Here is a 14730-nt window from a genome sequence, read left to right on the forward strand (position 1 = left end):
TCACGCGTAGCAGCAGGTGCCGTGGGACAAGCTTCGCGATAGTTTGATCGGGCAGAGTTTTGGCGAGCGGAATCCTCCTGCGTTTTTGCGTTTTCTTCGTCTCATGCGCGTGCCATTGTCGTCGCCGCAAGGGCAATCCGGGTTCCACCATGCATGCAGCAAGGCGCAGCTTCGCAACTTTCGCCGCACTCCTCCTGATCGCCGCATCGGGCGCGCTGGCGCCGGAGCCTGCGCGCGCGCAATGGCGCAGCTATAGCGGCTATGAGGCCTATCCGTTCTATCCGCCGGCCCCTCTTCCGGCCTATCCCGACTATCCTTTGCCGCCGGGGGCGCGGCCCTATGGCTCACGACCCGTCGCCCGCGGCGGCGATCCCTATTATGGCGGCTATTATCCCGACCCCGAGTCGGGCGGCGAAGCTTATGAGCCCCATGGCGGCGACCCGAGGAGCTCGGAACTCGCGGTCAACCACAATCAGCGAACTGCGATGGTGGTGCCAAATCCCACCAATGAGCCGCCGGGCACGATCGTCATCGACACCCATTCGCGTCATCTGTATCTGGTGCAGCCGGGCGGCCGGGCGATCCAATATGGCATCGGCGTCGGCCGCCAGGGTTTTGAATGGAAGGGGACCGCGCGGATCGGGCGCAAGGCCGAATGGCCGCGCTGGATTCCGCCGAAGGAAATGCTGGCGCGCCGGCCGGACCTGCCGGATTCGATGGATGGCGGCCTTGAAAATCCGCTCGGCGCGCGCGCGCTCTATCTCTATCAGGGCAACAAGGACACCTTGTTTCGCATCCACGGCACCAATGAGCCGAACACCATCGGGCAGGCGGTGTCGTCCGGCTGCATCCGGATGATGAACGCCGACGTCATGGATCTGTATGAGCGGGTCGGCGTCGGCGTGCGTGTGGTGGTGTTGTAGCCTGGCGACAGATGCGATGAAGTCTCGTCGCGAAAGCGCCGCGTCAATTTGATCTTAAGCGCTCGCCGCGGCCTCCGTTCCCTGCGCCCGTGCAGTCGAGCTCAGCGCTCCCCATACTACTTTAATCGGCTCGCAGTCGGGCGCGTGCTTGCGCCAAAACTTTGAAAGGGACGATCAGGACGCGAGCGAGCCATCCTGTTTGGTTTTTTGGCTACTTTTCTCGCGCGGTCGCCGCGTGCAAAATTCGGATTGAGAATGGGCTATCCTTTTCCGCAAGAGCATTGGGTTCCGTGTGACGCTGCAAAGAGATCAAGAGCAAAACATTCCGCCTGCGTCTGGCCACCTTATTCACCCGAGGTATCGCCCCGATATTGATGGACTGCGCGCCGTCGCCGTTCTCTCCGTGGTTGCGTTTCATGCCTTCCCAAGCGAAATTGGGGGCGGCTTTGTCGGTGTTGATATATTTTTTGTCATCTCCGGATTCTTAATCGCCACCATCATTTTCAGCAGTCTTGAACGAGATGAGTTCCGCTTTTCTGAATTCTACAGCCGCCGTATTCGTCGTATTTTTCCAGCTCTCTTGGCGGTGCTGATAGCCTGTTATGCATTCGGCTGGTTTGCGCTCACTGCGGGTGAGTACCAACAGCTTGGAAAGCATATTGCGGCTGGCGCCGGGTTTGTATCGAATCTGGTTCTGTGGAATGAGAGCGGATATTTTGACGCCGCAGCTGAGACAAAGCCGTTGCTCCATTTGTGGAGCCTGGGGATTGAAGAGCAGTTTTACATATTCTGGCCGCTGCTGCTGTGGGCGGCATGGAAAAGACGATTTAACTTGCTGGCGATCACGGCCGGCGTGGCGCTGATTTCATTTTTGCTGAACCTTACAAAATATCGAAGCGACGGAGTGGCCGATTTTTACTCTCCACAAACCCGATTCTGGGAATTGCTTGCCGGGTCATTGCTTGCCTACATGACACAGCACGCCAATCATTTAAGACATAAGGTATGGCCGGGACTCCCGTTCGAGAAATTAGTTTATTCAAAGGCGGTCACTAATCGCAGTGTGGATTTACGCGATGTTCAATCCGTGTTGGGCGCTGTATTAATAGCGGCGGGTGTTATATTTATAAATAAGGCAAGCAATTTCCCGGGAACATGGGCGCTCCTGCCAGTAATCGGCGCGGTGATGGTTATTTCCGCCGGAAAATCCGCATGGCTGAATCGCGTTATTCTATCTAATCGGGTGCTTGTCTGGATTGGTTTAATCAGTTTCCCGCTCTATTTATGGCACTGGCCGCTATTGTCCTTTGCCAGGGTAATTGAATCCGAAACGCCCAGCCGGTCGATCCGGATCGCTGCGGTGCTGATTTCGCTGATCCTGGCTTGGATCACTTACAGCGTGATCGAGCGCCCGTTGCGCTTTGGCAAGAAAAATAGAGTGAAGGTGATTTTTCTTGCGGTTTCGATGCTCGTTGCTGGATACGTTGGCTACACAACCTTGGAAAGAAATGGCCTTCCATTCAGAAGCGGCGTCCAGGAATTCGAAGCAGCTTTGAGCTTTATGAAGTGGCGTGATGAAGATAATTCAGACGCTATTTGTCAGAAACGTTTTGAGCATAAATACTCTTATTGCAAATTGACGAATGACGCCGCCCCGACGATTGCGCTTATTGGCGATAGCTTTGCAAATAGCTACTTTCAGGGTCTATCAGAAGAATACAAGAGGACTGGCGACAATCTGGTGATGTTGGGCGCTCCCGGGTGCCCGCCGCTGCTCGATATAACGAGTGGGTTTGCCGGGCAGCGGGACTGGTGCAACTCAATGAGTAGCAATGCGATCAGAGAGGTCGCGGCGATCCCAAGCGTTCGCACCATTATTCTTGCGGCCAATTGGCATCTCTACATCAACGGAGCCCGATTTCATCAGCATAACGAGAGGCCGTGGGAAATAAAGGCCAAGGATGCTGAAGGAAAAACAAATGACCAGGTGTTTTTTGAAAAAATGAAATTGACGATTGAGTTTATAGGTAAGTCCGGGAAAAAACTAATAGTAATGAAGCAAACGCCTGAAATTAATATTGATCCGGCGACATGCGTAGCGACACGGCCTCTTGCCATTCACAAAAAGGAGAAGAAATGCGCTGTGTCAGCGAAGATGGTCAAATCATATCTTTCGGAATATGAATCTGTTTTCGATTTGGCGCTGTCAAATAATGCGGACGTCGCTGTCTTGGATCCCTATTCATCGATTTGCTCCGAAGAGACCTGCATCGTAATGGATGGAGCGTATCCTATTTACAGGGATGACCTTCATCTCTCTTTGTATGGGTCAAAGTATATGGCGAGCAGACTGAAGTTATTTTAGAGTATTTGACCACGTTCGCCGAAGCGCCCCGGCGTCATAGAACGATTCAGCAAGACCTTTGCCAGCTGTGTTAACGCCAACCTTCAGGGAAATGCTGGCGCGCCGGCCGGACCTGCCGGATTCGATGGACGGCGGCCTTGAAAATCCGCTCGGCGCGCGCGCGCTCTATCTCTATCAGGGCAACAAGGACACCTTGTTTCGCATCCACGGCGCCAATGAGCCGAACACCATCGGGCAGGCGGTGTCGTCCGGCTGCATCCGGATGACGAACGCCGACGTTATGGATCTTTATGAGCTGGTCGGCGTCGGCGTGCGGGTGGTGGTGTTGTAGCCCGGCGATAGGCGCCGCTCTCTGCGGGAGAAGGTCTACCGATTAACGTAGCTGCGCGAGCCAGACTGTGCGGCCGCCACAGCTTTGGTCCTCCGCGACATTCGCGACGACATCAAACCCCTGGCTGTCGAGCAAATGCCTGTATTCTGCGGGGTCAAGGCTCGCATGATAAAGCGGCTCTCCTTCAAGTCGCCCGATGATTTCGCCCCGAGCGGGTCCGCTTGTGAACATCAAGGCGGCGCGCGGGGCCGCGTGAGCGCGAAATATTGGAAACATGCGCGTCTGATTGTCGGGGCTTAGATGGAAGAAGCTGTCCCAGGCAAGCAGCCCGTGAAAGTCGCGCTCAAGAGACAGGCGTCGCATATCCGCGACCATCGCCTCCTGCCCGGGGAGACGCGCCTGAAACATTGCGATCATGGCTGGCGAGGAATCAACGCCCATGACCCTGTAGCCGCGTTCGACCAGATAGTTCGCAATTGGGGCGCCGGCGCCGCAGCCCATGTCGAGCACGGATCTGCCAACCGCGACCAGGCTGCAAAAGCTTTCGAGCCACCCACGTTCATATAGGCGCCGGCCTTCACGCAGGCGCGCGCCTACCCATGCGTCCGCGTGCCGTTCATAAAGCCCGACGATCGCGTCGGCATCGGCGCTCATGCAGATTTGATCCAGAGGAAGCGGCGCCGCCGGAGCCGCGTCGCATGCCCGTTGTTAGACTCGCGTGTTGATTAACTCACCTCGGCAGCACGCTCGCGCCCATCAGGAACGTATCGACCGATTGCGCCGCCTGGCGGCCCTCGCGAATGGCCCACACCACCAACGACTGGCCGCGACGCATGTCGCCGCAGGCGAACACCTTGTCGAGCGAGGTTTTATAGCTCGTCTGATCGGCCGCGACATTGCCGCGCGGATCGAAGGCGACGCCGAGCGAAGCCAGCATCCCTTCCTGAACAGGGGAGACAAAGCCCATGGCCAGCAGGACGAGGTCGGCCCGGATGTCGAATTCGCTTCCGGGAATTTCCTTCAGTTTTTCATCGACATGGACGCAGACGATCTTCTTGACGACGCCGTCCTCGCCATGGATCGCTTTGGTGAGAACCGAGAATTCGCGTTTCGCCCCTTCTTCCTGAGATGAGGAGGTCCGCAATTTCAGCGGCCAGTTCGGCCAGGTCAAGAGCTTGTTCTCCTTTTCCGGCGGGATCGGCATGATCTCGAGTTGGGTGACGGACAGCGCGCCCTGACGGATCGACGTGCCGATGCAGTCAGAGCCGGTGTCGCCGCCGCCGATGACGATGACATGTTTCGCTGCGGCAAGAATCGGCTCGTTGCTCTGGACAGGCTCCCGGCTGACGCGGCGGTTCTGCTGCGGCAGAAACTCCATCGCGAAATGGACGCCGGACAGGTCGCGGCCGGGGACCGGCAGATCGCGCGGCTTCTCGGCGCCGCCAGCGAGCACCACGGCGTCATAATCATTGACGAGCGTCGCCGCCTCGATGTCGATCCCGACATTGACGTTGACGTGGAACTCGACGCCCTCGGCCTGCATCTGATCGACGCGGCGGTCGATGATATGCTTCTCCATCTTGAAGTCGGGGATGCCATAGCGCAACAACCCGCCGGGCTTGCCGTTCTTCTCGAAGACATGCACCTCATGGCCGACGCGGGCGAGCTGCTGCGCGCAGGCGAGACCCGCGGGGCCGGAACCGACGACGGCGATCTTCTTGCCAGTCTTCTTCGTCGCTATTTCAGGCGGCAGCCAGCCATTGGCCCAGGCTCGATCGACGATCGCGCATTCGATTGTCTTGATCGTCACAGGCTGGTCGTTGAGGTTTAGCGTGCAGGATCCCTCGCAAGGTGCGGGACAGACCCTGCCGGTGAATTCGGGGAAATTATTTGTCGAATGGAGGTTGCGCGAGGCCTCCTCCCAGTCCGAATGAAAGACAAGGTCGTTCCAGTCGGGGATCTGATTGTTGACGGGGCATCCGGTGTGGCAATAGGGAATGCCGCAATTCATGCAGCGGGCCGCTTGATCCTTGGTCGCCTCTTCCGACAACGGAATGACGAACTCCTTATAATGGCGAATCCGGTCGGACGCGGGCGCATAGCGCCGGTCCCGCCGGTCAATCTCCAAGAACCCTGTCACCTTGCCCATAAAAGCCCCTTCGACGGCGTTTCCGTCCGCAACTCGCCTTGGTCACGTTTTGGCGCGCGTTCTGCCGCAAGGCTCGAATGCGCGCCGATCAACAAGCAGGATCCGCGCCTCTGTCAAGCCGGGCCGCCGGCTCGCCAGCGCGCGGCCGGCCCCCCCTACATTCCGACTGCCGCCATCAATGTGCGGCCCTGATCCAGCTTCATCTCCTCGATGGCGCGGCGATATTCGACCGGCATCACCTTGCGGAATTTGTGCCGGTATTCGTCCCAATTCCCAAGGATCAGCTTCGCTCGCGCCGAGCCTGTGTATTCGGCATGATTTGAGATCAGCTGATGCAGGCGCTCGGCGTCGAAGCGCGTCATGTCGCCCATCACATCGACGAGCCCATGCGAGTCGAGATCGCCGCCCTGATGATAGCTGTCCTGCATCGCCTGTTCTTCTTCCTCGAGCGGCTGCAACTCTACCATCGCCATGTTGCAGCGCTGCGCGAAATTTCCCGCTTCATCGAGCACATAGGCGATGCCGCCGGACATGCCGGCGGCAAAGTTGCGCCCCGTCGAGCCGATGACGACGACAACGCCGCCCGTCATATATTCGCAGCCGTGATCGCCGACGCCCTCGACCACCGCGACCGCGCCGGAATTGCGCACCGCGAAACGCTCTCCGGCGACGCCGGAGAAATAACACTCGCCGGCGATGGCGCCATAGAGCGCAGTGTTGCCGACGATGATCGCCTCATCCGCGAGGACGCGCGATGTGGCCGGAGGCCGGATGATGATCTTGCCGCCGGACAGGCCCTTGCCGACATAGTCATTGGCCTGCCCGTCGAGCTGCAGCCTGACGCCGGCCGCGAGCCAGGCGCCAAAACTCTGCCCGGCGGTGCCCTTGGCGAAAATGCTGATCGTATCCGCCGGCAGGCCGGCATGCCCGTAGCGTTTGGCGATCTCGCCGGACAACATGCTCCCGGTCGCGCGATCGGTGTTGTGGATCGGCGTTTCGATCGTCACCTTGGTCCGCTCTTCGAGCGCGGGCGTCGCCTGCGCAATCAGCTTGCGGTCGAGCACCTTGTCGAGCCCGTGGTTCTGCGTTGTCGAGCGGTGGATCGTCTCGCCGGGCCCCGGCTCGGGCTTATGGAACAGTTTGGTGAAGTCGAGCCCTTGCGCCTTCCAATGTGTGATCGCCTTTTGCTTGTCGAGCATCTGCATCTGCCCGACCATTTCGTCGACAGTGCGATAGCCCATCTGCGCCATCAGACCGCGCACTTCCTCCGCGATGAAGAAGAAGAAGTTGATGACATGTTCCGGCAGGCCGACGAAGCGCTTGCGCAGCACCGGATCCTGCGTCGCGACGCCGACGGGGCAGGTGTTCAGATGGCATTTGCGCATCATGATGCAGCCCGCCGCGATGAGCGGCGCGGTGGCGAAGCCGAATTCGTCGGCGCCGAGCAGCGCCCCGACGATGACGTCGCGCCCGGTGCGCAACCCGCCGTCGACCTGCACGGCGATGCGCGTGCGCAGGCGATTGAGGACAAGCGTCTGTTGCGTCTCGGCGAGCCCGATTTCCCATGGGCTGCCGGCATGTTTGATGGAGGTCAGCGGCGAAGCGCCGGTGCCACCCTCATAGCCCGAAATGGTGACGTGATCCGCGCGCGCCTTGGAGACGCCCGCCGCCACCGTGCCGACGCCGATCTCGGAGACGAGTTTTACGGAGATCATCGCCGCCGGATTGACGTTCTTCAGATCGGTGATGAGCTGCGCCAGATCCTCGATCGAATAGATGTCATGGTGCGGCGGCGGCGAAATCAGACCGACGCCTTGCGTCGAATGACGCACCTTGGCGATCACCGCGTCGACCTTGTGGCCCGGCAGCTGGCCGCCCTCGCCGGGCTTCGCGCCCTGCGCCATCTTGATCTGGATCATATCGGCGTTCATGAGATATTCGGCGGTGACGCCGAACCGTCCCGAGGCGACCTGCTTGATCGCCGAGCGCATCGAATCGCCGTTCGGGAGCGGCTTGTAGCGATCCGATTCCTCGCCGCCTTCGCCTGTGTTCGACTTGCCGCCGATCCGGTTCATGGCGATCGCCAGCGTCGTATGCGCCTCGCGCGAAATCGAGCCATAGGACATGGCGCCGGTCGAGAAGCGCCGGACGATCGTCGCCGCCGATTCAACTTCCTCGATCGGAACCGGCGCGCGGCCGTCCTCTTCGGCCGTCTTGATGCGGAACAGCGACCGGATCGTCAGCGGATTGGCGGTTTCCTCGTTGAGCAGCGCGGCATAGGCCTTGTAGGCGTCCGAATTGTTGCCGCGCACGGCGTGCTGCAACAGGGTCACCGATTGCGGCGTCCAGGAATGCGCCTCGCCGCGGATGCGAAAGGCGTAATCGCCGCCGACGCCGAGCGCGTTGCGGTAGACCGGCGAATCGCCGAAGGCGTCCCTGTGGCGGCGCTCGGTTTCCTGCGCGATCTCTTTGAGCCCGACGCCGCCGATGTGAGTTGCGGTCCCGGTGAAATATTTGGCGACGAAATCGTCGGCGAGGCCGACGGCGTCGAAAATCTGCGCGCCGCAATAGGATTGATAGGTCGAAATGCCCATCTTCGACATGACCTTGAGGAGGCCCTTGTCGACCGATTTGATGAAGCGCTTGCACGCCTCATAGCCGTCGACTTCTTCGGGGAACTCGTCGGCCATCGCGGCCAGGGATTCGAAGGCGAGATAGGGGTTGATCGCTTCGGCCCCATAGCCGGCGAGCAGCGCGAAATGATGCACCTCGCGCGCCTCGCCCGTCTCGACGACGAGGCCGACCGAGGTGCGCAGCCCCTTGCGGATCAGATGATGATGCACGGCGGCGGTGGCGAGCAGCGCCGGAATCGGGATGCGGTCCGGGCCGGCGAGGCGGTCCGAAAGGATGATGATGTTGAAGCCGCCCTTCACCGCCTGGTCGGCGCGGTCGCACAGGCGCGCGATCGCCTCGCCCATGCCCTCGGCGCCGGCGTCCGCCTTATAGGTGATGTCGAGCGTCTTGGTGTCGAAGGCTTCCTCGAAATGGCCGATCGAGCGGATCTTTTCGAGATCGCTGTTGGTCAGGATCGGCTGCCGAACCTCGAGCCGCTTCAGCTTGGAGCTGCCGTCGTGGTCGAGGATATTCGGCCGCGGACCGATGAAGGACACGAGGCTCATGACCAGCTCTTCGCGGATCGGGTCGATTGGCGGGTTGGTCACCTGCGCGAAATTCTGCTTGAAATAGGTGTAGAGCGGCTTCGAGGCCGAGGACAGCGCCGAGATCGGCGTGTCGGTTCCCATCGACCCGATCGCTTCCTGGCCGGTCACGGCCATCGGCTCCATCAGGATCGCGAGATCTTCCTGCGTGTAGCCGAACGCCTGCTGCCGGTCGAGCAGCGACACGTCGGTGCGGGTCGAGCGCGGCTCGACATGCGGCAGGTCCTCAAGGAAGATCTGCGTGTTCTTCAGCCACTCCGCATAGGGGTGCGAGGTGGCGAGCGCGGTCTTCATCTCGTCGTCGGAGACGATGCGGCCCTGTTCGAGATCGACCAGCAGCATCTTGCCGGGCTGCAGGCGCCATTTGGCGATGATGCGCTCGTCCGGAATCGGCAGCACGCCGACCTCGGAAGCGAGCACGACAAGGCCGTCGTCGGTGACGATATAGCGCGCCGGACGCAGGCCGTTGCGATCGAGCGTCGCGCCGATCTGGCGGCCGTCGGTAAAGGCCATGGCCGCCGGCCCGTCCCACGGCTCCATCATGGCGGCGTGATATTCATAGAAGGTGCGCCGCGCCTCATTCATCAGCGGATTGCCGGTCCAGGCCTCCGGAATGAGCATCATCATCGCATGGGCGAGCGAATAGCCGCCCTGCACCAGAAATTCGAGCGCATTGTCGAAACAGGCGGTGTCCGACTGGCCCTCATAGGAGATCGGCCAGAGCTTCGAAATATCGGCGCCGAACAGATCCGAGGCGACCGAGGCCTGCCGCGCCGCCATCCAGTTGACGTTGCCGCGCAGCGTGTTGATCTCGCCATTATGGGCGACCATGCGGAACGGGTGGGTCAGCGACCAGGTCGGGAAGGTGTTGGTCGAGAAGCGCTGATGCACAAGGGCGAGCGCCGACACGAAATTCGGGTCGGTCAGGTCCTTGTAATAAGGGCCGAGCGCGCCGGCGAGCAGCAGCGCTTTGTACACCACCGTCCGGGAGGAGAGCGAAACCGGATAAAAACCTTCGACGCGAGGGTCGCCGAGGTCATGCACGGTGTTCGAAATGACCTTGCGCAAAAGGAACAGCCGCCGCTCGAACTCGGTCTGATCGGCGGCGTTGGCGCCGCGCTTGATAAAGATCTGGCGGCTGAACGGTTCGGTCGGCTTCACCGTCTCGCCAAGGTTCGACGGATCGACCGGCGTGTCGCGCCAGCCGAGAAAAATCTGGCCCTCGTCGGCGACGACCTTCTCGACGATGTCCTCGACGATTTTGCGGCCCTCGGGATCGCGCGGCAGGAACAGCGCGCCGACGGCGTATTCGCCCGGCTCCGGCAGTTCGAAACCGAGCTCGCGCGCCTTGGCGGCGAAGAAATCATGCGGGATCTGAACCAGCATGCCGCAGCCGTCGCCCGCCTTGGGATCGGCTCCGACGGCGCCGCGATGATCGATATTGAGCAGGATCTGAAGACCCATCTCGACGATCTCATGCGACTTCTTGTTATGCATATTGGCGACGAAGCCGACGCCGCAGGCGTCATGCTCCCGGTCGGGCGAATAGAGTCCCTGCGCCTTGGGCAGGCCGGGATCGCGGACGGCGCGGGAGAGGGGTTCGCGGGGAGCCGCTGGCTGCGTCGGATCGGTCATCATCTAAACCCTCTTTACGGAATTTTGTGCGCGGCGTCGGCGTGAAGCGGCCGGGCGACGAAGAGCGGCTTGCCAACGCAGCGCTTTATGCTCGTTTCCTCCCGCCCGTCTCGATCGTCGTCGCGCGGGCGCCTGCGTCTGTCGCGCGGTCGTGACGTTAGTCCATTTTGGCTCGAAACCGAGCGCCTTCAAGAAAATCTTCTACGGCAAGACATCCTTGCAAGGCGAGGCGTCCTTGCAAGGAAGGGCGCGACGCCCGCATCCGCGCCCTTTCGGGCGCGAGGGCCGACAGCAAGCGGCGCGGCGCAGCTCGCCGAGAACACGTCAGCATCACTGTCCTATCCGCGGTTGAAAATATGTCATTTGTTTTGCCTTAACAAGAGGCATTCTCAACGATAAGCCTTGGCTGAGACGCGGTTTAGAGGCCTTTATCCTCGTCGAGCCGCCGGCGCCTTCTGGCCCGGACTGTTTAGAAGCATTGCAAGTTGTGCGCCATGGCAAGCTTACGCTTGAGCCTTGCGCGGCGGGGCGGCGGCGCCCGCGATTGGACGAAGGAATGATGGACTTTACGAGCGACAATACCTCCGGCGTCAGCGAAAAAATAATGCAGGCGATTCTCAAGGCGAACGCCGGATCGTCTGCGGCCTATGGCGTCGATCCCTTCACCGCGAGGGCCTCCGCCCTCCTGAGCGAGATCTTCGAAAAGGAGCTCGCGGTCTTTCTCGTTGCGACTGGCACGGCGGCCAATGCGCTCGCGCTTGGCGCCCTTTGCCCGCCCTGGGGCGCCGTCTTCTGCCATGCGCGCGCCCACATCTTCGAGGATGAATGCGGCGCGCCCGAGATGTTCACCGCGGGGGCCAAGCTCGTCGGCGTCGCCGGCGAGGCCGGCCGGATTGCGCCATCCGCCTTGCGCGAGTCGCTGGCCGCCTTTCCGCGCGGCGCCGTGAAGCAGGTTCAGCCGGCGGCGCTGTCGCTGTCGCAGGCGACGGAAGCCGGCGCGGTCTATGACCTTGCGGAACTCACTGAGCTCTGCCGCATCGCCCATGACGCCGGCCTCGGCGTCCATATGGACGGCGCGCGCTTTGCCAACGCCCTTGTCGAACTCAACTGTTCGCCGGCTGAAATGAGCTGGAAGGCCGGGATCGACATTCTGTCTTTCGGAGCGACCAAGAACGGCGCCCTGGCCTGCGAGGCGATTATCGTCTTCGATCCGGCCAAGGCGGCGAGCTTGCCGTTCCAGCGCAAGCGCGGCGGGCATCTCTTGAGCAAGGGCCGCTTTCTCGGCGCGCAGATGGCGGCCTATCTCGAAAACGGCCATTGGCTCGACAATGCGCGCGTCGCCAACGCCCATGCGGCGCGGCTCGCGGCGGGCCTCGCCGAAGCCTCCGGCGTTCGCATGCCCTGGCCAAGGCAGGCCAATGAGGTTTTCGCAATCCTGCCCGCGCGGGCCGACGCCGCGCTGCGGGCGGCGGGAGTGCGCTATTACGATTGGTCGGATCGCGATTTCGGCGAAATGCGCCGCGACGGCGAGGTTTTCGTGCGGCTGCTCACATCTTTTGCGACGCAAGCGGCGGAAGTCGACGCCTTTATCGCCCTCGCGCGCGGCTGATCCTTTGCGGGCGCGAAAAAGGCGCCTCGAATGAGGCGCCTTCGGGCGGACGAATTCACGTCCGGTGAAAAATTAGGCGGCTTTTTGCGGCGAAACCACCTGCGGCTGAGCGCTCGCGCCCTCGACCCCGATGGGGATCTGGCGCGGCTTGCGCGCTTCCGGAATCTCCCGCACGAGATCGACGTGAAGCAGCCCGTTCTCAAGGCCGGCTTTTGTCACGTGAACATGTTCGGCCAGCTGGAAGCGGCGCTCGAAGGACCGGGAAGCGATGCCGCGGTAGAGGACTTCGGTCGCGGGGGCGCCTTCGCCCGTCTGCGCCGCGCGCGAGCCGCGCACGCTCAGCGTGTTTTCACGCGTTTCGACGGAAAGGTCCTTTTCGCCGAAGCCGGCGACCGCGATCGAGATCCGGTAGGAGTCCTCGCCCGTCCGCTCGATGTCGTAGGGTGGGTAGCTCGGCGCGGATTCATAACCCGCGGCCTGATCGAGCATGTTGAACAGCCGATCAAATCCGACAGTTGACCGATAAAGCGGAGAGAGATCGAATTGACGCATTGCATATCCTCCTGAAATGAAGCGACACGTTGTCTGGAGCCTGATTGCCTGGCGAAGTGATTTTCGCCGCCGAACCCGGCTCGCGCGTCCTCAAGCGGCCCGCGCAAAAATGATGTAGGCAGCGGCTATCGGGCCGCAAGAGGGACGCGAACGCGCGCGCGGCAAAATTTGCGCTTCTCTATCCATCTCGACGAGGGACGCCATGACGGATCGAAGCGTCGGCGACGCCGGCAAGGACAAAAGCGCCGCGGACGCAGCTGAGCGCGGCGCCGACGCGGGCCTCTGTCCGCCGGGCGCGATCGTGACGCGGATCCGGACCGCGGACAGGGCCGCCCTGCGCGTCGCGCGCTGGAGCTGCGGCGACGTCTGCGCGGGCACGGTCGTCGTGCTCCCCGGCCGGGCTGAATTTATCGAAAAATATTATGAGGTCGCAGGGGAGCTGTTGGCGCGCAATTTCGACGTCGTCATGATGGACTGGCGGGGGCAGGGCGGCTCGTCGCGCCAGGCCGGCAATCCGCTCAAAGGCCACATCGGCAAGTTCGACGCCTATCAGCGCGATCTCGACGCCTTGCGCAGCGAAATATTGGAGCCCTACGGCCGGCTGCCGTTTTTCGCGCTCGGCCATTCCATGGCGGGCGCGATTTTGCTGGAACAGGCTCATGCCGGCCGGTCGTTTTTCGAGCGTCTCGCGCTCACCGCGCCGATGATCGATCTGCCGAGGCTACGTTATGCGCGGCCCGTCCGCGGCCTCACCCGCGGTCTTTGCCTGACAGGTCTTGCCCGCGCTTTCGCGCCGGGCGCCGGAGGAGCGACGCCCTATCTGACGCGGCCCTTCGGGGGAAATGTGCTGACCTCGGATCCCGTTCGCTATGCGCGGATGGCGGCCTATATCGCCGCCAGCCCGGAGCTCGCCATCGGCGGTCCGACGATCGGCTGGGCTAGCGCCGCCTTTCGTCAGATGAGGCGCTTCGAGGACGGCGAATATCCGCGCCGCATCCTGACGCCGACGCTAATCGTGGCCGCGGGCGCCGACGCAGTCGTCGATACGCCCTCGATCGAGGCTTTCGCGAGCAGGCTGAAGGCCGGCCGCTGCATCACGCTGCGCCGCGCCCGCCATGAAATTCTGATCGAGCGGGACGCCATCCGCGCGCAATTCTGGGCGGCGTTCGACGCCTTCATCCCTGGCTCGCTGAAGGGAACGGACCCTTTCGCGGCAAGCCTCTCGGCGCCCCTGAGCTGAGCGCGCCTTCAGCCGGGGAAGCTTCTAAAAAGCAAACAGCGGCCCTGAGGCCGCTGCGCGCAAATAAGGCTTCGCCGTGCTCAGAGCACGTTGACGACCGCGCCCACCTTGACCCGCTCATAGAGGTCGACGATGTCCTCGTTGAGCAGCCGGATGCAGCCAGACGACACGGCCTGACCGATCGTATCCGGCTCATTGGTGCCGTGGATGCGGAACATGGTGTCGCCGCTCTTGTTGTAGAGATACATGGCGCGGGCGCCGAGCGGATTTTCGACCCCGCCGATCATCGTCTTCGGCAGGTCGGGGCGGCGCTTCAGCATGGCCGCCGGCGGCGTCCAGGTCGGCCATTGCGCGCGGCGCCCGACATAGGCGCGGCCCTGCCACTCAAAGCCCTCGCGGCCGACGCCGACGTCGTAGCGCATCGCCTGGCCGCCTTCGAGCGAGAGATAAAGATAGCGGTTCTTGGTGTCGACGGTGATGGTGCCGGGCTTTTCCTCGGTCGGGTCGGGCACCAGCGTGTGGGTCGGCTGGGCGGCGCGATTGAGTTCCGTTGAAAGGCTTGCTGTCTGAGTCGGCGGACTTGCCGGAGCGGCCCCGCGTACGACGCCGGACGATCCGCCGTCAAAGGCCTGGGCCCCAGTGGAGGCGACCAAAGCCGCGGCGGAGACAGCGAAAATAAGCCCTTTCATCGAAATCATTCTGAAACCC

9 protein-coding genes and 1 pseudogene are annotated in these 14730 nt (G+C 61.9%); 5 read left to right on the forward strand and 5 right to left on the reverse strand.

All coding sequences use genetic code 11. From position 1 onward, the window contains the following. Positions 1 to 149 precede the first annotated feature (149 nt). From MSIL_RS19650 to MSIL_RS19660, 3 genes and pseudogenes are all read left to right on the forward strand, one after another. Positions 150 to 923 (forward strand): L,D-transpeptidase, encoded by a 774-nt coding sequence (locus tag MSIL_RS19650; RefSeq protein WP_012592820.1) that lies wholly within the window; start codon positions 150 to 152, stop codon positions 921 to 923. Positions 924 to 1215: 292 nt separating this feature from the next. Next, the gene (locus tag MSIL_RS19655) at positions 1216 to 3288 is read left to right on the forward strand and encodes an acyltransferase family protein (protein ID WP_012592821.1); all 2073 of its coding nucleotides are present in this window, start codon (positions 1216 to 1218) and stop codon (positions 3286 to 3288) included. Positions 3289 to 3373: 85 nt separating this feature from the next. Then, positions 3374 to 3619 (forward strand): annotated as a pseudogene (locus MSIL_RS19660) (L,D-transpeptidase); the annotation flags it as partial. A 42-nt stretch (positions 3620 to 3661) separates the two neighbouring features. Here MSIL_RS19660 and MSIL_RS19665 read toward each other — a convergent pair. The 3 genes from MSIL_RS19665 to gltB form a co-directional block, all read right to left on the reverse strand. After that, positions 3662 to 4273 carry a class I SAM-dependent methyltransferase gene (locus MSIL_RS19665; protein ID WP_012592823.1) on the reverse strand — a complete coding sequence of 204 codons (612 nt, stop codon included), beginning with the start codon at positions 4271 to 4273 and terminating at the stop codon, positions 3662 to 3664. A gap of 76 nt (positions 4274 to 4349) precedes the next feature. Beyond that, entirely contained in the window at positions 4350 to 5768 is a 1419-nt protein-coding gene (locus MSIL_RS19670) for a glutamate synthase subunit beta (protein ID WP_012592824.1), read from the reverse strand. A 155-nt stretch (positions 5769 to 5923) separates the two neighbouring features. Further along, positions 5924 to 10621 carry a glutamate synthase large subunit gene (gene gltB / locus MSIL_RS19675; protein WP_041369594.1) on the reverse strand — a complete coding sequence of 1566 codons (4698 nt, stop codon included), beginning with the start codon at positions 10619 to 10621 and terminating at the stop codon, positions 5924 to 5926. A gap of 559 nt (positions 10622 to 11180) precedes the next feature. On the opposite strand from gltB, the gene MSIL_RS19680 reads away from it, so the two are divergent. After that, on the forward strand, positions 11181 to 12230 hold the full coding sequence (locus tag MSIL_RS19680) for a threonine aldolase family protein (protein ID WP_041369597.1): 1050 nt from the start codon (positions 11181 to 11183) through the stop codon (positions 12228 to 12230). Positions 12231 to 12302: 72 nt separating this feature from the next. On the opposite strand, the gene MSIL_RS19685 is transcribed toward MSIL_RS19680, so the two are convergent. Beyond that, complete coding sequence (locus MSIL_RS19685; protein ID WP_012592827.1) at positions 12303 to 12782, reverse strand: Hsp20 family protein; 480 nt, start codon at positions 12780 to 12782, stop codon at positions 12303 to 12305. Positions 12783 to 12984: 202 nt separating this feature from the next. Between MSIL_RS19685 and MSIL_RS19690 the strand changes: the two genes are divergently transcribed. Continuing rightward, positions 12985 to 14022: an alpha/beta fold hydrolase gene (locus MSIL_RS19690; protein ID WP_012592828.1), complete on the forward strand. Its 1038-nt coding sequence runs from the start codon at positions 12985 to 12987 to the stop codon at positions 14020 to 14022. Positions 14023 to 14102: 80 nt separating this feature from the next. Here MSIL_RS19690 and MSIL_RS19695 read toward each other — a convergent pair whose 3' ends face one another. Continuing rightward, positions 14103 to 14720 carry a L,D-transpeptidase gene (locus tag MSIL_RS19695; RefSeq protein WP_012592829.1) on the reverse strand — a complete coding sequence of 206 codons (618 nt, stop codon included), beginning with the start codon at positions 14718 to 14720 and terminating at the stop codon, positions 14103 to 14105. Between the last annotated feature and the right edge of the window lie 10 nt (positions 14721 to 14730).

This window comes from Methylocella silvestris BL2 (genome assembly GCF_000021745.1).
GTDB lineage: Bacteria > Pseudomonadota > Alphaproteobacteria > Rhizobiales > Beijerinckiaceae > Methylocapsa > Methylocapsa silvestris.

Coding starts and splice junctions, on each gene's coding strand:
- MSIL_RS19650 (WP_012592820.1), top strand. CDS start 150: ATGCATGCAGCAAGGCGCAGCTTCGCAACTTTCGCCGCACTCCTCCTG.
- MSIL_RS19665 (WP_012592823.1), bottom strand. CDS start 4,273: ATGAGCGCCGATGCCGACGCGATCGTCGGGCTTTATGAACGGCACGCG.
- MSIL_RS19670 (WP_012592824.1), bottom strand. CDS start 5,768: ATGGGCAAGGTGACAGGGTTCTTGGAGATTGACCGGCGGGACCGGCGC.
- gltB (WP_041369594.1), bottom strand. CDS start 10,621: ATGACCGATCCGACGCAGCCAGCGGCTCCCCGCGAACCCCTCTCCCGC.
- MSIL_RS19680 (WP_041369597.1), top strand. CDS start 11,181: ATGGACTTTACGAGCGACAATACCTCCGGCGTCAGCGAAAAAATAATG.
- MSIL_RS19685 (WP_012592827.1), bottom strand. CDS start 12,782: ATGCGTCAATTCGATCTCTCTCCGCTTTATCGGTCAACTGTCGGATTT.
- MSIL_RS19690 (WP_012592828.1), top strand. CDS start 12,985: ATGACGGATCGAAGCGTCGGCGACGCCGGCAAGGACAAAAGCGCCGCG.
- MSIL_RS19695 (WP_012592829.1), bottom strand. CDS start 14,720: ATGATTTCGATGAAAGGGCTTATTTTCGCTGTCTCCGCCGCGGCTTTG.